This is a genomic window from Streptomyces sp. NPDC086554, from assembly GCF_040686095.1.
GTDB lineage: Bacteria > Actinomycetota > Actinomycetes > Streptomycetales > Streptomycetaceae > Streptomyces.
Genome location: NZ_JBFBJK010000023.1, coordinates 130,320 through 152,869, shown reverse-complemented (window position 1 = coordinate 152,869; position 22,550 = coordinate 130,320). Strand labels below are relative to the sequence as shown.

The window sequence follows — 22,550 nt, the reverse complement described above, 5'->3', positions numbered from 1 at the left end:
GCACCGGGCAGACCACGAACTCTGAAAGCTCTGAAAGCACCGACAGGCAGGAGCGTGCCGCAGTGAACCGGCTCATCGCGGACGACGTGACCCTTGGCTACGACCAGCGCGTCATCGCGGAGAAGTTGTCCGTCGAGATACCCGACAACTCCTTCACGGTGATCGTCGGCCCGAACGCCTGCGGCAAGTCGACCCTGCTGCGCGCCCTGTCGCGGATGCTCAAGCCATCGGCGGGCCGCGTCCTGCTCGACGGGAACGTCATCCAGTCGATGCCCGCGAAGAAGGTGGCGCGCACCCTGGGCCTGCTGCCGCAGTCGTCCATCGCGCCCGACGGGATCACAGTCGGCGACCTGGTGGCCCGCGGCCGCTATCCGCACCAGGGCCTGCTTCGGCAGTGGTCGGCGGACGACGAGCGGATCGTGGGCGAGTCGATGGCCTCTACCGGCGTCGCCGAACTGGCCGATCGCTATGTCGACGAGCTGTCCGGCGGGCAGCGCCAGCGGGTCTGGATCGCCATGGCGCTCGCCCAGCAGACCCCGCTGCTGCTGCTCGACGAGCCGACGACGTACCTCGACATCCAGCACCAGATCGACGTCCTCGACCTGTGCGCCGAGCTCCACGAGGAGCAGGGGCGCACCCTCGTCGCCGTCCTGCACGACCTCAACCACGCGGCCCGGTACGCCACTCACCTCATCGCCCTGCGCGACGGCGAGGTCGTCGCCGAGGGCACGCCGTCCGACATCGTCACGGCGGATCTTGTGCGGGACACCTTCGGGATGGACTGCCAGATCATCGACGACCCGGAGTCGGGGACGCCGCTGGTGGTGCCGGCCGCGCGGCGAGGCCGCAAGAAGCCCGTGAAGACGGCGGGCGTCGGGGCTGACGTCGGGGCTGACGTCGGGGCTAAAGCAACGTCCTGAGGCGGAGCAGATCGCGCAGTCCTGCCTCCAGCTTGACCCGGCCGGAGGCCCAGGCCTTCGCGAAGTTCAGCCGGCCGTCCACCATCGCCACCAGATCGTCGCCGGACATGGCGAGGCGGATCTCCGCCTTCTCCCTGGGGCCGCCGGGGTACGTGTCGAGCACCGTGATCCGGCCGTTCTCGAGACGGCCCGTGAACGAGGCGTCGAGGTCGGTGATGCGGCAGCTCAGCGAGCGGTTGAGCGCCGCGGCACTGCGCACGCCGCCTTCCGCGCCCGCCAGGTTGTCCGAGAGTTTGTCGAGCGCCGCGCGGCACTCTTCGATCGTCGCCATCGTGATCGACGGTACCCCAGCGCTTCGCGGTAGCGTCGTGGCATGAACGACTCGTTGCCGGGCCCCGGGCCCGAGGCCGCGGAGCCCGAGACCGGACCTGTGGGGCCCGAGGCCGAGCCTGAGCTTGTGGAGGCGGAGGCGTACGACCCGGCGGGCCCCGCCCCGCTCGGCGTGGAGCGCGCACCGACCGGTGACGCGGAGGTGGACGCCCTGCTCCAGCGTCTCGGCGATGCCGACCACCTCGCCACGGACGGCCACATCGAGGTGTACGAGGATGTGCACCGGGGACTGCGTGACGCGCTGACCGCGCTCGACGCACGCCCCGGGCCGCCGGCGCCCTCGCCTTCGTCCCCGCACACACCGTCGTACACACCCTCGTACAACAGGAGCTGAACAGAACGTGGCAGGAGTGGCACGCCGCCGCCTCGACGCCGAGTTGGTCCGTCGCAAGCTGGCGCGCTCGCGCGAGCACGCAAGCCAGCTGATCGCCGCGGGGCGGGTGACCGTCGACAAGAACACCGCGACGAAGCCCGCGACGCAGGTGGAGACCGCCGCGGCCATCGTGGTCGCGGCCGACGACAGCGATCCCGACTACGTCTCGCGCGGCGGCCACAAGCTGGCGGGCGCGCTCGCCGCGTTCGTGCCGCAGGGGCTTGTCGTCGAGGGGCGGCGCGCGCTGGACGCGGGCGCTTCCACCGGCGGTTTCACCGATGTGCTGCTGCGCGCCGGTGCCTCCGGTGTCGTCGCCGTCGACGTCGGATACGGACAGCTCGCCTGGTCGCTGCAGAGCGACGACCGGGTCACCGTCAAGGACCGTACGAACGTACGTGAGTTGACGCTGGACCTCATCGACGGCGTCCCTGTCGACCTGGTCGTCGGCGACCTCTCCTTCATCCCGCTCGGGCTCGTGCTGCCCGCGCTCGTGCGGTGCGCCGCACCCGATGCCGACCTGGTCCTCATGGTCAAGCCGCAGTTCGAGGTCGGCAAGGAGCGCCTGGGCAGCGGCGGTGTGGTGCGCAGCGCGGAACTGCGGGCCGACGCCGTGCGCACCGTGGCGCGGCAGGCATGGGGGCTCGGCCTCGGCGTGCGTGGCGTGACTGCGAGCCCCCTGCCCGGCCCTTCCGGAAATGTCGAGTACTTTCTGTGGCTGCGTGCCGGGGCGCCCGAACTCGACCCGGCGGACGTTGACCGTGCCGTGGCGGAGGGGCCCCGTTGACTCAGACCCGAGTGACCCAGACCCGAGCTCGTACTGTTTTCCTGCTCGCGCACACCGGGCGGCCCGCGGCCATCCGCAGTGCCGAACTCGTCGTCCAGGGGCTGCTGCGCAGCGGCCTCGGCGTGCGGGTGCTCGAGGCGGAGGCGGCCGATCTGCCGCTGCCGCCCGATGTCGAGACGGTCAAGGAGGCCACGGCCGAGTGCATCGACGACTGTGAGCTGATCGTCGTGCTCGGCGGTGACGGAACGCTGCTGCGCGGCGCCGAGTTCGCGCGTGCCTCCGGGGTGCCGATGCTCGGCGTGAACCTGGGCCGTGTCGGCTTCCTCGCCGAGGCCGAGCGCGACGACCTCGACAAGGTGGTCGACCGGGTCGTCACCAAGGCGTACGAGGTCGAGGAGCGGATGACCATCGACGTCGTCGTGCACAGCAACGGCGATGTCGTGCACCGCGACTGGGCGCTCAACGAGGCCGCCGTGCAGAAGATGTCGGCCGAGCGGATGCTGGAGGTCGTGCTCGAGATCGACGGGCGTCCGGTCACCGGCTTCGGCTGCGACGGCATCGTGTGTGCGACTCCGACCGGCTCCACGGCGTACGCCTTCTCGGCGGGCGGGCCCGTGGTGTGGCCGGAGGTGGAGGCGCTCCTCATGGTGCCGATCAGCGCGCACGCCCTGTTCGCCAAGCCCCTTGTGACCTCGCCGGACTCGGTGCTCGCCGTCGAGGTCCAGCAGCACACGCCGCACGGGGTGCTGTGGTGCGACGGGCGCCGGACCGTGGAACTGCCTGCGGGGGCGCGGGTCGAGGTGCGCAGGGGCGGGGTGCCGGTGCGGCTTGCGCGGCTGCACCATGCGTCCTTTACGGACCGGCTCGTGGCGAAGTTCGCGCTGCCGGTTTCGGGGTGGCGCGGGGCTCCTCACTAGCGCTCCGACGGGGGTGCGGTTCGTTTGGCTGCGGGTCGGTGGGGGCTTGTCGCGCCCACGCGGCGGAGCCGCATATGTCCCAGTCCCGCGCCCCTTAAGGGGCGCGGTTACGCCGAGCCGACCACGGATATGGCCCGCCTCCGCATCACCGCACGCACCGGAAGGCCCGTCGCAAGCAGCGTCAGGAGCAGGGTGCCCGCCGCTATCCCCGTCGGCACGCCCCATGGCAGGTAGGGCATCGACGAGCCGAAGGCCGTGCTCAGGATGGGGGCCAGCGTGCCCAGGGCGATGGCGGCGCCGAGCAGCAGCGCGGTGCCCGCCACGACCACGGCCTCCCAGGCCGCCATGGCCCGCACCTGGGCCCGCTGGCTGCCGACCACCCGCAGCAGCGCGACATCGCGGCGGCGCTCGAAGGAGATCATGGCGAGGGTGTTCGCCGCGGCGATCGCGGCGAAGCCCGCGTACAGACCCGTGCCCACATAGTCGAGCCAGACCTCGCCCGTGCTGCCCGCCGAGCCCGTGTGGTGCTGGGCCGTGGTGTGCATGCCGATCTTGGTGAGGCCGAAGCCCACGACCAGGACGAGCGGCACCACCGCGGCGGAGAAACGGCGGGGCTGCGAGCGGACGTTGAGCATGGCGAGGCGCGCGCTCGGGCCGAACCGGCCGACCAGCGCCGAGACCAGCCAGGCCGCGGGCCCGATGATGCGCGGGCCGAGCAGTCCGGCGCCGACGCAGAAGAGGATCAGGACGAGGAAGGCACCCTCGCTCGCCTCGTCCGCGGGCTGCCGTGAGAGGAGCACCGCGACGACGCACGCCCCCGCGACCGCGAGCACGCCGAGCGGCGCCCGCAGCATGCCGAGGCCGCGCCGCCCGGTCGCCGCCTCGCTCAGGGCGCGGGCCGGGCGAAGCAGCGAGAACCGCAGCGCCGAGAGGAGCGCGGCGAGCGTCGTCGTCACCACGGCCACGCCGAGGCACACCGGCAGGGCGACCCAGCTGAAGCGGAAGACCGCCTCTGCGGGGAGCAGCCCGTGCTCGACCATCCCCGCATGCCACCAGCGGGCGCCGAGGCCGCCGAGGACGAAGCCGGCGAGCGCCGCCGGTATCGACGCGGCGAGGGCCTGGCCGGCCACCGCGCGGCGGACCTGCCGGGGCCTGGCGCCGATGGAGCGCACCATGGCCAGCTCCCAGTGCTGCTGCGCGACGGCCGTGCCCATCGTCGACGCGACCACGAATATCGACATGTAGATCGAACCGATCAGGAGCACGACGGCCATGTCGCCCACGCCGTTCTCTGCGATCTGATCGCGCGCCCGCGCGGAGAGCCCCTCCGTGCCCGTCGCGCCGAGCATCATCGTCGATGCGCTCACCACGGTCGCCGCGAAGAGCGCGGCCACCGCCGTGCCCACGAAGGCCGGGCGGTGCGCGCGCAGCGCCGCCTGTGCAAGTCCCGTTCTCATACAGATCATGGTGGGGTGCTGGGGCCACCGGGCACCATGAGGCAAGCAGGAAGATCACGGTGGGGTAATCCCCACCCCCAAATCCCCACCCCCTGCGGGTGACAGCGTCCGTTCGGTCCGCCTTTGCCACCTGCGCCTTCGCGGAAGGTGGCCAGGGGCCGTCGCACACCCGGGCTCTGACCTCGTAAGGTCGTGTCCGTGTTGGAGGAGATGCGGATACGGTCGCTCGGAGTCATCGACGACGCGGTCGTCGAGCTGTCACCGGGTTTCACCGCCGTGACCGGTGAGACCGGTGCGGGCAAGACGATGGTGGTCACCAGCCTCGGCCTGTTGCTCGGCGGGCGCGCGGATCCCGCCTTGGTGCGGATCGGCGCCAAGGCGGCGGTCGTCGAGGGGCGGATCTCCGTGCCCGACGGCGCGTCGGCGGCCGTGCGCGCGGAGGAGGCGGGAGCCGAACTCGACGAGGGCGCACTGCTGATCAGCCGTACGGTCTCGGCGGAGGGTCGCTCACGGGCGCACCTCGGCGGGCGGTCGGTGCCGGTCGGTCTGCTGTCCGAACTGGCCGACGACCTCGTCGCGGTGCACGGACAGACGGATCAGCAGGGGCTGCTCAAACCGGCCCGGCAGCGTGGCGCGCTCGACCGGTACGCGGGCGACGCGGTCACCGTGCCGCTGGCCAAGTACACGGCGGCCTACCGCAGGCTGCGGGCCGTGACGACCGAGGTCGACGAGATCACCACGCGCGCGCGGGAACGCGCCCAGGAGGCGGATCTGCTGCGCTTCGGCCTCGATGAGGTCGCGGGCGTCGAGCCGCGGGCGGGCGAGGACGTCGAACTGGCCGCCGAGGCCGAGCGGCTCGGCCACGCCGAGGCGCTCGCGTCCGCCGCCACGGCCGCCCACGCCGCGCTGGCGGGCAACCCCGAGGACCCCGAGGGCGTCGACGCCACGACGCTGGTGGCGGGCGCGCACCGGGCCCTGGAGGCGGTGCGGTCCCACGACGCCGCCCTCGCCGCGCTGGCCGAGCGGATCGGCGAGATCGGGATTCTGCTGGGCGATGTGGCGGGCGAACTGGCCGGTTACGCCGATGACCTCGACGCCGATCCGCTGCGGCTCGCGGCGGTGGAGGAGCGGCGTGCCGCGCTGACCCAGCTGACCCGGAAGTACGGCGCCGACATCGACGCCGTACTCGCGTGGGCCGAGGAGGGTGCCGCGCGGCTCACCGAACTCGAGGGCGACGACGACAGGCTCGAGGAGCTGACGGCCGAGCGGGACGCCCTGCGGGGTGAACTCGCGGGGCTCGCACAGGCGTTGACCTCCGCGCGCGAGGAAGCGGCGTCGCGGTTCGCCGCGGCCGTCACGGAGGAGCTGGCCTCACTGGCGATGCCGCACGCGCGCGTGACGATCGACATCAGCAGTACGGAGGTGCCGGAGGGGGCCGACGGAGTCGTCGTCGGCGAGCGCACCGTCGCGTACGGGCCGTCCGGGGTCGACGAGGTCGAGCTGCTGCTCGCCCCGCATCCGGGGGCGCCGCCACGGCCGATCGCCAAGGGGGCCTCCGGCGGTGAGCTGTCGCGCGTGATGCTGGCCGTCGAGGTCGTCTTCGCGGGCACGGATCCCGTTCCGACGTATCTCTTCGACGAGGTCGACGCGGGCGTCGGCGGCAAGGCCGCGGTCGAGATCGGGCGGCGGCTCGCCCGGCTCGCCAAGTCGGCGCAGGTCGTGGTGGTCACGCATCTGCCGCAGGTGGCGGCGTTCGCCGACCGGCAACTGCTGGTCGAGAAGACGAATGACGGGAGCGTCACTCGGTCCGGGGTGCTTGTCCTTGAGGGTGAGGACCGGGTGCGGGAGCTGTCCCGAATGCTGGCGGGGCAGGAGGACTCGGAGACTGCGCGGGCCCATGCGGAGGAGTTGCTGGCTACGGCTCGGGGGGACGGGTAGCTGGCCGGGGGCCTTGGGGCGGCCGCTGCGTACCGCGTCGATCACCGGCTTCGCCGAGTTCGTCCTCAAACTCCCCCAAGCTCTTGAAGAGCAGGGGGGACCCCCTCGACGGGCTGAGATTCGTGCTGAGGACGGCCGTCGGACAGGGCCGAGAATCCCCGGCGTACGCTGAAACGCGTGATCGCCCACCGCCTCACCGCCCTCCTCTCCGCCGCCGCCGTCACCCGCGCCGCGACCGCCGCGTTGCGGTCCCGCGCCCCCGGCGGCCCCGACCGCTGGGAGCGGAAGAACTACGCGGGGCGGGCAGTGGAGTTGTACGCCGGGCCCGCTGCCGCGCTGGGGGCCGCGGCCGGGGATGCCGTGCTGGCGGGCCGGCCTCGCGCCGCCACCGCACTGGCCGTGCTCACCGCGGGTGCCTGTGGGGTGTACGACGACATGGCGGGGGCGGGTGATCCGCGCCGAGGATTCCGCGCGCACCTGTCGGCATTGCGCGGTGGTGAAGTCACCAGCGGGGCCGTGAAGTTGTTCGGGATCTCCGCGGCCGGTCTCGCCGCAGGCGCGCTGCTCAAGGAGCGGCCGGTGGACAAGCTGCTCGCGGGCGTCGTCATCGCGGGCACCGCCCACTTCGTCAACCTCGTGGACGTACGCCCCGGACGGGCCGCCGGAGCGGTGCTCGCCCTGGGGGCGCCGGGGCTCCTGCGCAAGGGCACCGCCGGGGTCCTCGCCGCCGCCTCCATGGGGGCCGCCGCGGCCGTTCTCCCGGACGACCTGGGGGAGCGCGCCATGATCGGCGACGCGGGAGCGCACGCCCTGGGCGCGGCCCTCGGCGCCGCCATCGTCGCGGGCAACGGCCGCGCGGGCCTGGCGGCGCACGCCGCGGGCCTCGTCGCCGCGACGGCGTACGGAGAGAAGGTCAGCGCGGCCGCCGGGGCGTAGCGCCCGCCTCCCTCGACGGGCGAGCTACGCCGAGCCACGCCGAGCCACCCGAAAGCCTTCCGCCCGTCGAGGCCCCGCTGCGAAGATGCCTGGGGCCGCAGGCCATCCGCGGCGCTGAAACCCCGTTGTCCTCACCCATGTGGGTGATCCGCTTCAGGGAGTTGCCTGCCCCCGTGCGGAAGAGACCTTTCGGCGGTGCCGGAACGTCCGTACGGACTGGCATCCTTGGCGCAGCCCCCCGACGCCGACTCAGGAGCCCCGGCTACGTGAGCCACGTGAGCAGCCACTCACCGCACGGTCAGACGCCGCTGCACACCGTGCAAGTGCTGGGCGGCGGAAGCGCGGGCAGCAGTGCCCACGTCAGGTCGCTCGCCGCTGGCCTCGCCGCGCGGGGCGTGCGGGTCACGGTGTGCGCCCCTTCCGAGGCGGCCACCGCGTACGACCTGACGGGCACCGGCGCCCGGCACGTCCATGTGCCCCGCCGCAGCGACCCGGCGTCCGTCGCCTCCCTCCGCGTGGCCTGCACCGACGCCGACCTCGTGCACGCGCACGGAATGCACGCCGCCCTGCGCGCCGCGCTCGCGCTCACCGGCCGCCGTATCCCGCTGGTCGTCACCTGGCACACCCGCGCGCACGCGGAGGGCGCGCGTGCCCACGTCCTTCGCGCCCTGGAGCGGCGTGTCGCCAAGGCCGCGGCCGTGGTCCTCGGCACCTCCTCCGACCTCGTCGACCGCGCCCGCCGCAGGGGCGCGCGGGACGCCCGGCTCGCCCCCGTCACGCTCCCCACGCCGCGCTCGGTCGTCCGTGACGACGAGGAGCCCGACGGGTTGCACCACAAGGCACGCGCCGAACTCGGCGCCGTGGACCGGCCGTTGATCGTGGCGGTCGGCACGCTGGAACGCCACCGCGGCTACGACGTGCTGCTCGACGCCTCGCGCGCGTGGCGGCACCTCGACCCGCTGCCGCTGCTCGTCATCGCCGGTGAAGGGCCCGAGCGGGCTGAGCTGAAGCGCCGTATCGAGAGCGAGGGTCTGCCGGCCCGGCTCGTGGGGCGGCGCGATGACGTGCCCGAGCTGCTCGCGGCCGCCGATCTGGTGGTGCTGCCCAGCAGTTGGGAGTCCCGCTCCGTGCTGGCCCAGGAAGCCCTCCACGCGCGCGTGCCGCTGGTCGCGACCGCGGTGGGCGGCGTGCCCGAACTCGTCGGCGACGCCGCCGAACTCGTCCCCTACGGTGACGCGGCGGCCCTCGCCACCGCCGTCGCGCGCCTCCTCGCGGACCCCGAGCACCGGGAGCGGCTCAAGGAGAAGGGCACAGCCCAGGCGGCAACCTGGCCGACCGAGGACGAGACGGTCACCCAAGTCCTCAGCGTCTACGACGAGTTGACGCAGCCGCGGGCCATGTAAGCCCGCCCCCGGCGGCCCGCCGCGCCCGCTACGCCACATGCCGCCGAGCCCGCAGCGCCAGGCTCGGTGCGAGGACCGTCTGTGGGTCGGTCCAGGTCGGTGCCGTGGGTTCGCTGGTCCGGGTGAGGCGGTCGTGCAGGGTGTGGTGGTTGAGGTGTGCTTCGCGCGCGGTGTCCGTCGTGTAGTGGCGCCCGCCGCGCCCGCTACGCCACATGCCGCCGAGCCCGCCGCGCCCGCTACGCCACATGCCGCCGCGCCCGCAGCGCCAGGCTCAGTGCGAGGACCGTCTGTGGGTCGTCCAGGTCCGTGCCCAGGAGTTCGCTGATCCTGGCGAGGCGGTTGTACAGCGTCTGCCGGTTCAGGTGCAGTTCGCGCGCCGTCTCCGCCTTGCGCCCCGCATGCGCCAGGTACGTCTGCAGGGTCGGCAGCAGCGGCGGCTTCGAGCGCTGGTCGTGGGTGCGCAGTGGGCCGATCGCGCGGTCCACGAAGGCGGCCAGGGCCGAGTCGTCGTAGTTGTGCAGGCGCCACAGGAGGAGGTCGATGTCCAGGCGGCGCGCGTCGTACCAGGGGCGGTCCGACAGGCCCTGGGCCGCCGTCGCCGTCTCCGCCGCGTGCCGCAGGCCCGCCGACGCCGCCGCCCAGCCGCCCGCGACTCCGACCACCACGACCGGCGGCTGCGCGCCCGCCCGCTGCATCCCCGCCCGCTCGACGCCGGCCCGCAGCGCCGCTGCGACCCGGTCGGCCACCGCGGTGCGCTCGGACTCCGAGCGGAGTCCGAGGAGCAGGGGGACGCGGCCCTCTACCGGGCGCACGCCGAGCAGCACCGGCACGCCCACCGCCGCCAGCTCCTCCGCGACCGCACGCGCGAGCACGGCCCAGCCGCCGCCCGGCGGCAGCCCGTCCGCGAGCCGCATCACGACCGGGAGCAGCGGGCTCTCACCGGGCTTGAAGCCGAGCACCCGTGCCTGGGCGGGCGCGTCATCGGCCGTGATGCGCCCCTCCGCGAGATCGGTCAGGAAGTCGCCGCGACCGCGTGCCGCGAGCTCCTCCTCCTGCCTGGCCTGCATCAGAACCACCGCGAGCGAGCCCGCCGCCCGCTCCGCCGCGATCCGGTGCACCGGAAGCAGCACCGACTCCACGGCGAGCAGTACGAGCCTGGCGCGCACCGAGCCCGTGCCGGGTCCGCCGCCCGGCACATCGACGAGCACCGCGCCCGCGGGCGGCCCGTCCCGGTCGACGGTCCGGCCCCGCAGGCCCTCCCACACCTGGAGCGGATCGGCGCACTCGGTGCCCGCACCCGCGGCGTACAGGAGCTGTCCGTCCGCCGTCTCCAGGAACACCGGATTGCCGCTGAAGTCCGCGAGGACGCTGAGGACTTGAGGCACACCGCCGCCGCCGAGCAGCGCCTCCGTGCAGCGCCGGTGGACCTCCTCGGCGCGCTGGAGCAGTGCGTAGTGGCCGTTGACGATCTCCGTGTGCACCTCTTCGGTGACCGTCACGAAGGGCACCTCGCGGTGCAGCTGCACCAGGGGAAGACCGGCCGTGCGCGCCGTCTCCACGATCGCCGCGGGCAGCCTGGTGAAGCGCGGGCCCAGCTCGACGACGAGCGCCGCGATGCCGCGCTCGGCGAGCTTGCGTACGAAGGCGCGCTGCTCGGCGGGGCGTGCGCCGAGGCCGAGGCCGGTGGTCAGGAGCAGTTCGCCGCCCTTGAGCAGCGAGGCGATGTTCGGCACCTCGCCGGCGTGCACCCACCGCACGGTCCGCTGCAGCCGCTCCCCTCCCGCGACCACTTCCGGCAGCCCGCCGCGCAGCCCCGGAAGCTCCAGGGCCCGCTGCACGGTGATTCCGCCCTGAGTGCCCTGCGTGCCCTGACTCTCCATGGGGCGGACGCTACCTGCGCACACGTTCCGGGAACATCTCCGGCCGGTTACGGGAATGGCCGAAAGCGCCCCGGGCCCGACAACTCGTCGCCCCCGCACGCCAATTGCGCGACCCCCTGTCGCTTGTGGCGTACGTCACTCCACGGCAAGGTGCCCGCCATGCCAGAGCAGATGCGAGCGAAACCCAGCACACCCGAGGTCCACCGCCTCAAGGCGAACTCCGTCGGTATCGTCGGCGTCGTCTTCATGGCCGTCGCCACCGCGGCGCCCATCACGGCGATGACCGGAAACCTGCCCATCGCCGTCGGCGCGGGCAACGGCACCGGCGCGCCCGCGGGCTATCTCTTCGCGACGCTCGTCCTGACGGTGTTCTCCGTCGGATACGTCGCCATGGCCAAGCGGATCACCGCGGCCGGCGCCTTCTACGGCTACATCTCGCACGGCCTCGGCCGGATCGCGGGCATGGCGTCCGGGATGCTCGCCGTCCTCGCGTACGTCGTCTTCGAGGCGTCGATCGTCGGCGTCTTCGCCTACTTCGCCAAGACCACCGTCCATGATCAGCTCGGCGCCGATCTGCCGTGGATCCTGTACGCGGCCGCGATGCTCGCCGTCACCGCCGTCCTGTCGTACTTCGACATCAACCTCACCGCGAAGGCGCTCGGCGTGATGCTGATCGCCGAGATCGCGGTCCTCTTCGCCGTGGCCACCGCCGTACTGATCCACGGCGGCGGCCCCGACGGCATCCCCGTCGAGCCGATCAACCCGAAGAACGCCTTCACCGGCACATCCGCCGGGCTCGGCCTCTTCTTCGCCTTCTGGTCCTGGGTCGGCTTCGAGTCCACCGCCATGTACGGAGAGGAGTCCCGTAATCCCAAGAAGGTCATCCCGCGCGCGACTCTCATCTCGGTCGTCGGCGTCGGGCTCTTCTACATCTACGTCTCCTGGATGACGATCGCGGGCAACGGCCTGAGCGGATCGGTGAAGGTCTCGCAGTCCACAAGCCCGCTCGACCTCTTCTTCGACCCGGCCCACTCGTTCATCGGGGCCTGGGCCGTCGACACCTTCCAATGGCTCCTGATCACCGGCTCGTTCGCCTGCGGCATGGCCTTCCACCAGTGCGCGTCGCGCTATCTGTACGCGGTCGGGCGCGAGGGGTTCCTGCACCGCGGCCTCGGCCGTACGCACCCCACGCACGGCTCCCCGTACATCGCCTCCTACGTCCAGTCGGCGATCGCCGTCGCCCTGGTCGCCGCCTTCTGGCTCACCGGCCAGGACCCGTACATCCACCTGTACACGCTGCTCGCGATCCTCGGCACGATGGCGATCCTCATCGTGCAGACCCTCTGCTCGTTCGCCGTCATCGGCTACTTCCGCAGAAACCACCCCGAGGACCGGCACTGGTTCAAGACCTTCCTGGCCCCGCTGCTCGGCGGCATCGGCATGATCGCCGTCGTCGTCCTCCTGGTGATCAACATGGACACCGCGGCGGGCACGGCCGCCGGCTCCCTCTTCTTCAAGGCCATCCCCTGGACCGTCGGCCTCGTCTTCCTCGGGGGCCTGGGGCTCGGCCTGTATCTGCGGGCGAAGCAGCCCGCCCGTTACGAGATCATCGGCCGGATCGTCCTGGAGGACGCGGCCGAGCGCACGAACGACACCGAGACAACGACGTCCGCCACCGTCTGAGGAGATCTCCCGTGTCCCGTACGAATACCATGCACGCGTTGAAGCGACTGGCAGCAGAGCACGGAGCGGCCCGGCGCCTCGGGGTCCCCGTCGCCGAAGCCCGCGGCGGTGCCGCGTCGACCGACCGAAGAACGGTCCTCAAAGGCGCCGCGGGTCTCGCGGTCGGGGGTGCTGCCCTCGCGTCCGCTCCCCGCGCCAGGGCCGCGACCGGCAAGGGCGCGCCCCGCACAGCCGTCGTGGGCGCGGGGATCTCGGGCCTCACCGCGGCCCTCACCCTCCACGACGCGGGCCTGAACTGCACGCTCTACGAGGCGAACCCGGACCGGGTCGGCGGCCGCATGTACACCCAACGCGGCCACTGGGCATACGGCCAGACCTCCGAGATCGGCGGCGAGCTGATCGACACCAGCCACAAGAAGATCCTGGAGCTCTGCCGCCGCTTCGACCTCCCCGTCGAGGACTTCCTCGGCGGCGGCCCGAGCGGGGCGGAGGAGATCCTCTGGTTCAACGGCGCCTACTACCCGCGCGCCCAGGCCGACGAGGACTTCAAGGAGGTCTATCAACTCCTGCGCCGCGACCTGTCGGAGGCGGGCGAGGTCTTCTGGAACCAGACCACGCCGACCGGCACCGCCCTCGACAACATGTCGATCCACGAATGGATCGAATCGCGGGTGCCGGGCGGGCACGGCTCCCCGCTCGGCCGCTGGTTCGACGTCGCCTACAACGTCGAGTACGGCGCCGACACCACCGACCAGTCCGCGCTCGCGCTGGTCCTCCTCATGGGCTACCAGACCAATCCGGGGCACTTCAACATCTGGGGCCTGTCCAACGAGCGCTACCACATCACCGGCGGCAATGACCAACTCCCGCGCGCCATCGCCGACTTCCTGCCGGACGGCACCCTGCGCCCCGGCTGCTCCCTGACCGCCGTACGCGCCAACGCCGACGGCACCCAGACCCTCACGTACACAGAAGCGGGCGCCGTCCGCACCGCCACCGCCGACCACACGATCCTGTGCCTCCCGCTGCCGGTGCTCCAACAACTCGACCTGACCAAGGCCGGGTTGGACACCCGCATGACAAACCTGCTGCGGGACGCCCGGATGGGCCACTGCACCAAGCTCAACATGCAGTTCTCCGGCCGCCCCTGGCGCGGCACCGGAGCCTGGCCCGGCGTCAGCGCGGGCGACTGCTTCACCGACGCCGACTTCCAGCAGACCTGGGACACCACCAAGATCCAGCCGGGCACCGGCGGCATCCTCATCCAGTACGGCGGCGGCACCCTCGCCAAGTCCCTGTCACCGGCGGGCCCGTTCAGCACCGAGACGGACCCCTACGTACGCGACCTGTCCACCCGCTACCTCGGCCAGATCGACCAAGTCTTCCCCGGCGCCAAGGCCGCCTGGACCGGCAAGGCCCAGCTCTCCGCCTGGCACAAGAACCCCTACGCGCTCGGCGCCTACTCGTACTGGCCCGTCGGCTATCTGCACCGCTACGCCGGCTACGAAGGCACCCCGCAGGGCAACCTCCACATCGGCGGCGAGCACTGCAGCTACGACTTCCAGGGCTTTATGGAGGGCGGCGCGACCGAAGGGGAGCGCGCCGCCCGGGAGGTCATCGGGAAACTCGCCTAGGGCCTAGCCGCCGTACGCCCCGGAGGCCGTCAGCCGCAGTGCCGTGTCGATCAGCGGCACGTGGCTGAAGGCCTGCGGGAAGTTGCCGACCTGGCGCTGCAGCCGCGGATCCCACTCCTCGGCGAGCAGCCCCAGGTCGTTCCGGAGCGCGAGCAGCTTCTCGAAGAGGTTGCGGGCCTCGTCGACCCGGCCGATCATCGCCAGGTCGTCCGCCAGCCAGAACGAGCAGGCCAGGAAGGCGCCTTCGTCACCCTCAAGGCCGTCCACGCCCGCGTCGTCGCCCGAGGTCGGGTAGCGCAGGATGAAGCCGTCCGACGTCGAGAGCTCCCGCTGGATGGCCTCGATGGTGCCGATGACGCGCTTGTCGTCGGGCGGCAGGAAGCCCATCTGCGGGATGAGCAGCAGCGAGGCGTCCAGCTCCTTGGAGCCGTACGACTGCGTGAACGTGTTCCGCTCCTTGTCGTAGCCCTTCTCGCAGACGTCACGGTGGATGTCGTCGCGCAGCTCGCGCCACTTCTCCAGCGGGCCGTCCGCGTCGCCGGACTCGATGAGCTTGATCGTGCGGTCGACGGCGACCCAGCACATCACCTTGGAGTGCACGAAGTGGCGGCGCGGTCCGCGCACCTCCCAGATGCCCTCGTCGGGCTGGTCCCAGTGCGTCTCCAGGTAGCGGATCAGCTTGAGCTGGAGCAGCGAGGCGTAGTCGTTGCGGGCCAGGCCCGTCATGTGCGCCAGGTGCAGGGCCTCGGTGACCTCGCCGTACACATCGAGCTGGAGCTGGTGCGCGGCGCCGTTACCGGCCCGGACCGGCGTCGAGCCCTCGTATCCGGGAAGCCAGTCCAGCTCGGCCTCGCCCAGCTCGCGCTCGCCCGCGATGCCGTACATGATCTGCAGGTTCTCGGGGTCGCCCGCCACCGCGCGAAGCAGCCACTCGCGCCAGGCGCGGGCCTCCTCGCGGTAGCCGGTGCGCAGGAGCGAGGAGAGCGTGATCGCCGCGTCGCGCAGCCACGTGTAGCGGTAGTCCCAGTTGCGGGAGCCCCCGATGTCCTCGGGCAGCGAGGCGGTCGGCGCCGCGACGATGCCGCCCGTCGGCGCGTACGTCAGCGCCTTCAGCGTGATCAGCGAGCGGACCACGGCCTCGCGGTACGGCCCGTGGTACGTGCAGTGCTCGACCCACTCGCGCCAGAAGTCCTCGGTCGCCGTGAGGGCGCCCTCGGGGTCGGGCAGCGCGGGCGGTTGCTTGTGCGAGGGCTGCCACGAGATGGTGAACGCGATCCGGTCACCCGGTGCGACCGTGAAGTCCGAGTACGTCGTGAGGTCCTTGCCGAAGGTCTCGGCCGGGGTGTCGAGCCACACCGAGTCGGGCCCGGCGACGGCCACCGTGCGCCCGTCGACCTTGTGCACCCAGGGCACCACACGCCCGTAACTGAAACGCATGCGCAGCGCGGAGCGCATCGGCACGCGGCCGCTGACGCCCTCGACGATGCGCACCAGCTGCGGGGCGTCGGTGTCGCGCGGCGGCATGAAATCGGTCACGCGGACCGTGCCGCGCGGGGTGTCCCACTCGGACTCCAGCACCAGCGAGTCGCCGCGGTAGGTGCGCCGCGCCGCCGTCGGCGGTGGGGCGTCCGGGCTGTGCGCGGGTCCAAGGCGCCAGAATCCGTGCTCCTCCGTGCCCAGCAGGCCGGCGAAGACGGCGTGTGAGTCGAAGCGGGGCAGGCACAGCCAGTCGACCGTGCCGTCCCGGCAGACCAGTGCGGCGGTCTGCATGTCTCCGATGAGTGCGTAGTCCTCGATGCGCCCGGCCACGTGCATCTCCAGTCAAACGGCCACGTCGCCCTCGCGGGGCGCTCGCTCTACGGTCAGAGTTCGCTGTAAAACGAACTGCGCGAGCCTCTTGTTCCTGGAGAACGGTCGGGGGTGATGCCGTTGGTCGGACGGCTCGGCAGCAAGTGTCCGAGCAGGATACGTCGCACCCCGGTGATCTGCGCGCCGCTCCGGACAACGCGGGTGCGCCGAACGGGTGAGCGCCAGGTGAGGCGGCTGTGAAGAGAGTGTCGGAGCGTGGCCGGAAGCAGCCTCGTCCCGTCGCTGATACCCTGGTAGCCCGTGAGCCGGTGGTCATAGAACCCCCGAACCGCAGCGACGGCACCTCCCCCGAATCCCGGTGAGAGCGCCGGTACGCACCCTCCAGACCGCGACCACGGGAGCCCCCCTTTGGCTATGCAGCCCAAATCCACGACGACCAAGCACATCTTCGTCACCGGGGGTGTCGCCTCTTCCCTCGGCAAGGGTCTGACTGCCTCCAGCCTGGGTGCGCTCCTCAAGGCTCGTGGTCTGCGCGTCACCATGCAGAAGCTCGACCCGTACCTGAACGTCGACCCGGGCACGATGAACCCCTTCCAGCACGGCGAGGTGTTCGTCACCAACGACGGCGCCGAGACCGACCTGGACATCGGCCACTACGAGCGTTTCCTCGACGTCGACCTCGACGGCTCGGCCAACGTCACTACCGGCCAGGTCTACTCGCAGGTCATCGCCAAGGAGCGGCGCGGCGAGTACCTGGGCGACACCGTGCAGGTCATCCCGCACATCACCAACGAGATCAAGCACCGCATCCGCCGCATGGCCACGGACGACGTGGACGTCGTCATCACCGAGGTCGGCGGCACGGTCGGCGACATCGAGTCCCTGCCGTTCCTGGAGACGGTCCGCCAGGTCCGCCACGAGGTCGGCCGCGACAACGTCTTCGTCGTGCACATCTCGCTGCTGCCCTACATCGGCCCTTCCGGCGAGCTGAAGACCAAGCCGACCCAGCACTCCGTCGCCGCCCTGCGCAACATCGGCATCCAGCCGGACGCCATCGTGCTGCGCGCCGACCGCGAGGTGCCGCTGTCCATCAAGCGCAAGATCTCGCTGATGTGCGACGTCGACGAGGACGCGGTGGTCGCCGCCATCGACGCCAAGTCGATCTACGACATTCCGAAGGTCCTGCACACCGAGGGCCTTGACGCCTACGTGGTCCGCAAGCTGGACCTCCCGTTCCGCGACGTGAACTGGACCCAGTGGGAGGACCTCCTGGACCGGGTGCACAACCCGAACCACGAGGTCACCGTCGCGCTGGTCGGCAAGTACATCGACCTGCCCGACGCCTACCTCTCCATCACCGAGGCCATGCGCGCCGGCGGCTTCGCCAACAAGGCCCGCGTCAAGGTCAAGTGGGTCACCTCGGACGACTGCAAGACCCCGGCGGGCGCCAAGAAGCAGCTCGCCGACTGCGACGCGGTCCTGATCCCCGGCGGCTTCGGCGACCGCGGTGTCGCCGGCAAGGTCGGCGCGATCCAGTACGCCCGCGAGAACAAGGTGCCGCTGCTCGGCATCTGCCTCGGCCTGCAGTGCATCGTGATCGAGGCCGCCCGCAACCTCGCGGACATCCCGGACGCCAACTCCACCGAGTTCGACGCCGCCACCGCGCACCCCGTCATCTCCACCATGGCCGAGCAGCTCGACATCGTCGCCGGTGAGGGCGACATGGGCGGCACGATGCGCCTGGGCATGTACCCGGCGAAGCTCGCCGAGGGATCGATCGCGCGTGAGGTGTACGACGGCAAGGAGTACGTCGAGGAGCGCCACCGTCACCGCTACGAGGTGAACAACGCCTACCGCGCCGAGCTGGAGAAGAAGGCCGGTCTGCAGTTCTCCGGCACTTCCCCGGACGGCAAGCTCGTCGAGTACGTCGAGTACCCGCGCGAGGTCCACCCCTACCTGGTGGCCACCCAGGCCCACCCGGAGCTGCGCTCCCGCCCGACTCGCCCGCACCCGCTCTTCGCCGGTCTGGTGAAGGCGGCCGTGGAGCGCCAGACGGCGGCCAAGACGGGCAAGTAACACAAGGGTTGTACGGTTGCCGGGGTACGCGTCTTTCGAGGTGCGTGCCCCGGTTTCTGTTTGTGTGCGTGGGAGGAACAGGTCTGCATGACTGACATGACGACGATCAAGGACACCGCCGAGGAGTGGCAGGTCACGGCGACCGCGACCCCGTTCCAGGGCAACAAGACGAGTGTCCGCACCGACGACGTGGTCATGCCCGACGGGACCGTCGTCCGCCGCGACTACCAGGTGCACCCCGGCTCGGTCGCCGTCCTCGCGCTCGACGACCGCGGCCGCGTCCTGATCCTGCGCCAGTACCGTCACCCGGTCCGCCAGAAGCTCTGGGAGATCCCGGCAGGACTGCTCGACATCCCCGGCGAGAACCCGCTGCACGCCGCCCAGCGCGAGCTCTACGAAGAGGCGCACGTCAAGGCCGAGGACTGGCGCGTCCTCACCGACGTCTACACCACGCCCGGCGGCTGCGACGAGGCCGTGCGCATCTTCCTCGCCCGCGACCTCTCCGAGGCCGAGGGCGAGCGCTTCGAAGTCTCCGAGGAGGAGGCGGACATGGAGCTGGCGCGCGTACCGCTCGAAGAGCTCGTACGCGGTGTGCTCGCAGGCGAGCTGCACAACAACTGCCTTGTCGTGGGCGCCCTTTCGCTCACCGCCGCGCTGAACGGCGACGGCGTCGACGCGCTGCGCCCGGCCGACGCGCCCTGGCCCGCGCGTCCCTTCGAGGCCTGAGCACATACCAGTGGGGGTCGCCTCAGGCTCCGGTGTGACGATCTGCTGATCCGATCGGGCGACTTGTGCGCGCCGCGTGACGGGGGACGCGGCAGGGCCTGAACTAGGCTCTGGAAGCGTCCCGACCGGAGTCCCGGCGGGTTCGCGCGCAGGCGGACGGAGCATGGCCCGTGACGGATCAGGTGATCGACACGGACGGTTCGGCGGCGGGCGGCGCGGTGCCGCGGCCCGCCTCGGCCCGGAATTCCGGCGGAGGCCAATTCACCGGTCGGCGCCGGGAGTTGAAGGAACTCCGCGCCGACATCGACCGCGCGGGCCTCGACACCATCTCGGGCCGCAAGGCGCCACGCGCGCGCGTACTGCTCATCGCGGGACGGCCTGGCTCCGGCCGCACATCCCTCGCGGAGGAACTCGCCCGGCAGGTCGCCGACGCCTACCCGGACGGGGTGCTCCGCGCCCACCTCACGGAACCCGACGGCACGCGCGTGCCCACGGAACGCACGGCGCGGGAACTCCTCGACTCCCTGGAGGTCCCCGCACCGCCGGGCGCCGACGAGGACGAGCTGACCGAGGTGCTCCGCGAGGCCCTGGCCGACCGCCGGTGCCTGCTGCTGCTCGACGGCGCGGCCGACGCCGAGCAGGTCGACCCGCTGCTCCCGGACGCGCCGGACTGCCTGGCCGTCGCCGTCTCCGAGGGCCCGCTCACCGGAATCCCCGACGTGCGGCCCTGCACGCTCGGCGGCCTGGACACCGCCGCCGGCGTCGAGCTGCTCTCCCGCGCCGCGGGCCCGGTGCGCGTCACCGTCGACCCGCGCTCCGCGGAGAGCCTGGTCGAGGCGTGCGCCGCGCACCCCGCGGCCCTCGTCCTGGCCGGCGGCTGGCTCTCCGTGCGGCCCAAGGCGGCCCTCGCCGACCTCGCCAAGCAGGTGCACGAACGGCCCGACGAGGGGTCGGCCCTTGCTCGCGTCTTCCAGCACTCGTACGCCTCGCTGCCGGGCCCCACCGCGCGGATACTGCGCTTCCTCTCCCTCGCCCCCGCGGGCCACGTCGACCCGCACACCGCGTCCGCCCTGGCCGGCTGCTCGGTCTCCGCCGCCCGCACCACCCTGGACGACTTCGTGAAGCTCGGCCTGGTCAGGGCCGTGGAGTCGCCGCTGCCGCAGTACGAGGTGCCCGGCTGCCTGATGCCGCTGCTTCGCAGCCTCACCGAGAGCCGGGACCGCCCCGCCGAGGTGCAGCTCGCGCGGGCCAGGATGCTGGAGCGGACCGTACGGCTCCTGCAGTCCTGCCGGGCGATCACCGAACCGGACGGCTCCGCGGCCCGCAAGAAGCTCGCAGGCCTGCCGCGCGCCCTGCGCTTCCCCCATCGGGCGGCCGCCGCCGAGTGGCTGCGCATCCGGCAGCCCGCGCTGCTCGCCGCCGCCCGCCTCGCGGTCGCCGACGGGGAGCTCGACACCCTCGCCCGGCGTCTGATGGCGGCCCTGACGCGGGCCCTGGTCGCGCACCGCGGCACGGAGGACGCGGCTCCCGAGCTGTACGGCATCCATCAGCTGGTCCTGGATGTCGCCGAGCGCAGGGATCTGCCCCGCGAGAAGGCGGCCGCCCTGCTCAATCTCGCGGATCTGGACGCGCGCACGGGACGTACACACGAGGCACTGGTGCGATATCGGGCAGCTTTGGACGCCGGGCGCAGAGCAAATGACCCGTACGCGACCGGACGCGCAATGGAATCCGTAGGTGGCGCGTACCAGGAACTGGGGGACTGGTCGCGGGCATCGGACTGGTTCGGCCGGGCCCTCGCCCAGCGCCTCGGCCGGGACGAGCGCGCCGACGCGGCCCGGCTCTACGGCCGTATCGGCACGGCGCACACCTATGCGGGGCGCTACGGAGAGGCGCTGCGCAACTGGAGCTCGGCCGTCACCGGGTACCGCAAGTGCGGCGATGTGGCGGGCCAGGCAAGGGCGTTGAGCGAGCTGGCGCGGGTGCAGGAGTACGCGGGGCGGCCCGAGGAGTCGCTCCGTACCTGCCAGGAGGCGGTCGAGTGGGCGCGGCAGGCCGACGACGTACGTCTCCAGGCGGCGCTGCAGCTCAGGCTTGCCGACACCCTGGAGCGTCTCGGCGACCCGGCGGCCGCCCGGCTGCACCGCGCCGCCGCCAAGCGCATGCTGGGAACGGAGATCGAGGAGGTCACAGGGCTTGCATCGAAGGACGGACGGGAGGGTTCCGCCTACGAAATCCGTAGCGCTTCCGCAGAAGATTGATGCTTTGAAAGGCTAGACAGCGAGAAGTCCTTCATTAGACTGGCTCCGCCGCGTACTTCCGTGGTGTCTTCCGATGCGCCCTCTTGTGTATCGGTATGTAGTTCATCGCCCGAAAAATCCCTGAGCCAAGAGGACCGTGATCGACGTGAAGGTCGGCATCCCCCGCGAGGTCAAGAACAACGAGTTCCGGGTGGCCATCACCCCCGCCGGTGTGCACGAGCTGGTGCGCCACGGCCACCAGGTCGTCATCGAGCGGAACGCCGGTGTCGGCTCCTCCATCACGGACGACGAGTTCGTCTCGGCCGGTGCCCGGATCCTGGACACCGCCGACGAGGTCTGGGCCACCGCCGACCTTCTGCTGAAGGTCAAGGAGCCCATCGCCGAGGAGTACCACCGCCTCCGCAAGGACCAGACGCTCTTCACCTACCTGCACCTGGCCGCCTCCAAGGAGTGCACGGACGCGCTCCTGGAGTCCGGCACGACCGCCATCGCGTACGAGACCGTGGAGACCGCGAACCGCGCGCTCCCGCTGCTCGCCCCGATGTCCGAGGTCGCGGGTCGCCTGGCCCCGCAGGTCGGCGCGTACCACCTGATGGCCGCCCAGGGCGGCCGCGGTGTCCTGCCCGGCGGTGTCCCGGGCGTGGCGGCCGGCAAGGCCGTCGTCATCGGCGGTGGCGTCTCCGGCTGGAACGCCGCGCAGATCGCCATCGGCATGGGCTTCCACGTGACCCTGCTCGACAAGGACATCAACAAGCTCAAGGAGGCGGACAAGATCTTCGGCACGAAGATCCAGACCGTCGTCTCCAACGCCTTCGAGCTCGAGAAGGCCTGCCTCGACGCCGACCTCGTCATCGGCGCCGTCCTCATCCCGGGTGCCAAGGCCCCGAAGCTCGTCACCAACGAGCTCGTCTCGCGGATGAAGCCGGGAAGTGTCCTTGTCGACATCGCGATCGACCAGGGCGGCTGCTTCGAGGACTCGCACGCGACCACGCACGCCGAGCCGACCTTCCCGGTCCACAACTCGGTGTTCTACTGCGTCGCCAACATGCCCGGCGCGGTGCCCAACACCTCGACGTACGCGCTGACCAACGCCACGCTGCCGTACATCGTCGAGCTCGCGAACCGCGGCTGGGTCGAGGCCCTGCGCCGTGACCACGCGCTCGCCCTGGGTCTCAACACCCATGACGGCAAGGTGGTTTACAAGGAGGTCGCCGAGTCGCACGGCCTCGAGCACGTCGAGCTGGAGACGCTCCTCGGCTGATCCTGACCACTTTCGTCAACGAGAGTCGTCAATCTCACGCCTGCGGCCGGACCTTGAGAGGGGTCCGGCCGTATGCGTATGTCCATGGACATGGTCAACTCG

18 protein-coding genes are annotated in these 22,550 nt (G+C 71.7%); 13 read left to right on the top strand and 5 right to left on the bottom strand.

What is annotated here, in order from left to right; genetic code table 11:
• The first annotated feature begins 62 nt into the window (after positions 1-62).
• Positions 63-920 (top strand): ABC transporter ATP-binding protein, encoded by an 858-nt coding sequence (locus tag AB0O76_RS32840; RefSeq protein WP_365498719.1) that lies wholly within the window; start codon positions 63-65, stop codon positions 918-920.
• Here the strand turns inward: AB0O76_RS32840 and AB0O76_RS32835 are convergent.
• Positions 904-1,251 carry an SCP2 sterol-binding domain-containing protein gene (locus tag AB0O76_RS32835; RefSeq protein WP_365498716.1) on the bottom strand — a complete coding sequence of 116 codons (348 nt, stop codon included), beginning with the start codon at positions 1,249-1,251 and terminating at the stop codon, positions 904-906. The genes AB0O76_RS32840 and AB0O76_RS32835 overlap by 17 nt on opposite strands.
• Positions 1,252-1,293: 42 nt before the next feature.
• Between AB0O76_RS32835 and AB0O76_RS32830 the strand changes: the two genes are divergently transcribed.
• From AB0O76_RS32830 to AB0O76_RS32820, 3 genes are read left to right on the top strand one after another with little or no spacing between them, the layout of a single operon-like run.
• Positions 1,294-1,644 carry a hypothetical protein gene (locus AB0O76_RS32830; protein ID WP_365498713.1) on the top strand — a complete coding sequence of 117 codons (351 nt, stop codon included), beginning with the start codon at positions 1,294-1,296 and terminating at the stop codon, positions 1,642-1,644.
• A gap of 7 nt (positions 1,645-1,651) precedes the next feature.
• The gene (locus AB0O76_RS32825) at positions 1,652-2,467 is read left to right on the top strand and encodes a TlyA family RNA methyltransferase (RefSeq protein ID WP_365498711.1); all 816 of its coding nucleotides are present in this window, start codon (positions 1,652-1,654) and stop codon (positions 2,465-2,467) included.
• 11 nt (positions 2,468-2,478) lie between these two features.
• On the top strand, positions 2,479-3,384 hold the full coding sequence (locus AB0O76_RS32820) for an NAD kinase (protein WP_361816508.1): 906 nt from the start codon (positions 2,479-2,481) through the stop codon (positions 3,382-3,384).
• Between the two features lie 107 nt (positions 3,385-3,491).
• On the opposite strand, the gene AB0O76_RS32815 is transcribed toward AB0O76_RS32820, so the two are convergent.
• Complete coding sequence (locus AB0O76_RS32815) at positions 3,492-4,841, bottom strand: FtsX-like permease family protein (protein WP_365498708.1); 1,350 nt, start codon at positions 4,839-4,841, stop codon at positions 3,492-3,494.
• Positions 4,842-5,051: 210 nt separating this feature from the next.
• Here AB0O76_RS32815 and recN point away from each other — a divergent pair, with 210 nt between their 5' ends.
• The 3 genes from recN to AB0O76_RS32800 all read left to right on the top strand — a co-directional run bounded on the left by recN (position 5,052) and on the right by AB0O76_RS32800 (position 9,118).
• The gene (recN, locus tag AB0O76_RS32810; RefSeq protein WP_365498764.1) at positions 5,052-6,779 is read left to right on the top strand and encodes a DNA repair protein RecN; all 1,728 of its coding nucleotides are present in this window, start codon (positions 5,052-5,054) and stop codon (positions 6,777-6,779) included.
• Between the two features lie 177 nt (positions 6,780-6,956).
• Positions 6,957-7,715, top strand: a complete 759-nt coding sequence (locus tag AB0O76_RS32805) for a hypothetical protein (protein WP_365498705.1) — start codon at positions 6,957-6,959, stop codon at positions 7,713-7,715.
• A 266-nt stretch (positions 7,716-7,981) separates the two neighbouring features.
• The gene (locus AB0O76_RS32800; protein WP_365498702.1) at positions 7,982-9,118 is read left to right on the top strand and encodes a glycosyltransferase family 4 protein; all 1,137 of its coding nucleotides are present in this window, start codon (positions 7,982-7,984) and stop codon (positions 9,116-9,118) included.
• Between the two features lie 28 nt (positions 9,119-9,146).
• Here AB0O76_RS32800 and AB0O76_RS32795 read toward each other — a convergent pair whose 3' ends face one another.
• Entirely contained in the window at positions 9,147-9,365 is a 219-nt protein-coding gene (locus AB0O76_RS32795) for a hypothetical protein (protein WP_365498699.1), read from the bottom strand.
• Positions 9,355-10,998, bottom strand: coding sequence for a PucR family transcriptional regulator (locus AB0O76_RS32790; RefSeq protein ID WP_365498696.1), 1,644 nt, complete (start codon positions 10,996-10,998; stop codon positions 9,355-9,357). The genes AB0O76_RS32795 and AB0O76_RS32790 overlap by 11 nt, the downstream gene beginning before the upstream one ends.
• A gap of 159 nt (positions 10,999-11,157) precedes the next feature.
• Between AB0O76_RS32790 and AB0O76_RS32785 the strand changes: the two genes are divergently transcribed.
• Entirely contained in the window at positions 11,158-12,681 is a 1,524-nt protein-coding gene (locus AB0O76_RS32785; RefSeq protein WP_365498693.1) for an APC family permease, read from the top strand.
• Between the two features lie 11 nt (positions 12,682-12,692).
• A complete protein-coding gene (locus AB0O76_RS32780) occupies positions 12,693-14,315 on the top strand; it encodes an NAD(P)/FAD-dependent oxidoreductase (RefSeq protein WP_365498690.1) in 1,623 nt (540 codons plus the stop codon).
• A 3-nt stretch (positions 14,316-14,318) separates the two neighbouring features.
• Here the strand turns inward: AB0O76_RS32780 and AB0O76_RS32775 are convergent, their stop codons facing one another.
• Entirely contained in the window at positions 14,319-16,130 is a 1,812-nt protein-coding gene (locus tag AB0O76_RS32775; protein WP_365498687.1) for a glycoside hydrolase family 15 protein, read from the bottom strand.
• A gap of 408 nt (positions 16,131-16,538) precedes the next feature.
• Here AB0O76_RS32775 and AB0O76_RS32770 point away from each other — a divergent pair, with 408 nt between their 5' ends.
• From AB0O76_RS32770 to ald, 4 genes are all read left to right on the top strand, one after another.
• On the top strand, positions 16,539-18,200 hold the full coding sequence (locus AB0O76_RS32770; protein ID WP_365498684.1) for a CTP synthase: 1,662 nt from the start codon (positions 16,539-16,541) through the stop codon (positions 18,198-18,200).
• A gap of 96 nt (positions 18,201-18,296) precedes the next feature.
• A complete protein-coding gene (locus AB0O76_RS32765; protein ID WP_365498761.1) occupies positions 18,297-18,926 on the top strand; it encodes an NUDIX hydrolase in 630 nt (209 codons plus the stop codon).
• A 218-nt stretch (positions 18,927-19,144) separates the two neighbouring features.
• Positions 19,145-21,187 carry a tetratricopeptide repeat protein gene (locus tag AB0O76_RS32760; protein ID WP_365498758.1) on the top strand — a complete coding sequence of 681 codons (2,043 nt, stop codon included), beginning with the start codon at positions 19,145-19,147 and terminating at the stop codon, positions 21,185-21,187.
• A 145-nt stretch (positions 21,188-21,332) separates the two neighbouring features.
• On the top strand, positions 21,333-22,448 hold the full coding sequence (gene ald / locus AB0O76_RS32755) for an alanine dehydrogenase (RefSeq protein WP_360777832.1): 1,116 nt from the start codon (positions 21,333-21,335) through the stop codon (positions 22,446-22,448).
• The last annotated feature ends 102 nt before the right edge of the window (positions 22,449-22,550 follow it).

Coding starts and splice junctions, on each gene's coding strand:
- AB0O76_RS32775 (WP_365498687.1), bottom strand. CDS start 16,130: ATGCACGTGGCCGGGCGCATCGAGGACTACGCACTCATCGGAGACATG.
- recN (WP_365498764.1), top strand. CDS start 5,052: ATGCGGATACGGTCGCTCGGAGTCATCGACGACGCGGTCGTCGAGCTG.
- AB0O76_RS32830 (WP_365498713.1), top strand. CDS start 1,294: ATGAACGACTCGTTGCCGGGCCCCGGGCCCGAGGCCGCGGAGCCCGAG.
- AB0O76_RS32770 (WP_365498684.1), top strand. CDS start 16,539: ATGCAGCCCAAATCCACGACGACCAAGCACATCTTCGTCACCGGGGGT.
- AB0O76_RS32765 (WP_365498761.1), top strand. CDS start 18,297: ATGACGACGATCAAGGACACCGCCGAGGAGTGGCAGGTCACGGCGACC.
- AB0O76_RS32815 (WP_365498708.1), bottom strand. CDS start 4,841: ATGAGAACGGGACTTGCACAGGCGGCGCTGCGCGCGCACCGCCCGGCC.
- AB0O76_RS32795 (WP_365498699.1), bottom strand. CDS start 9,365: ATGTGGCGTAGCGGGCGCGGCGGGCTCGGCGGCATGTGGCGTAGCGGG.
- AB0O76_RS32790 (WP_365498696.1), bottom strand. CDS start 10,998: ATGGAGAGTCAGGGCACGCAGGGCACTCAGGGCGGAATCACCGTGCAG.
- AB0O76_RS32785 (WP_365498693.1), top strand. CDS start 11,158: ATGCCAGAGCAGATGCGAGCGAAACCCAGCACACCCGAGGTCCACCGC.
- AB0O76_RS32835 (WP_365498716.1), bottom strand. CDS start 1,251: ATGGCGACGATCGAAGAGTGCCGCGCGGCGCTCGACAAACTCTCGGAC.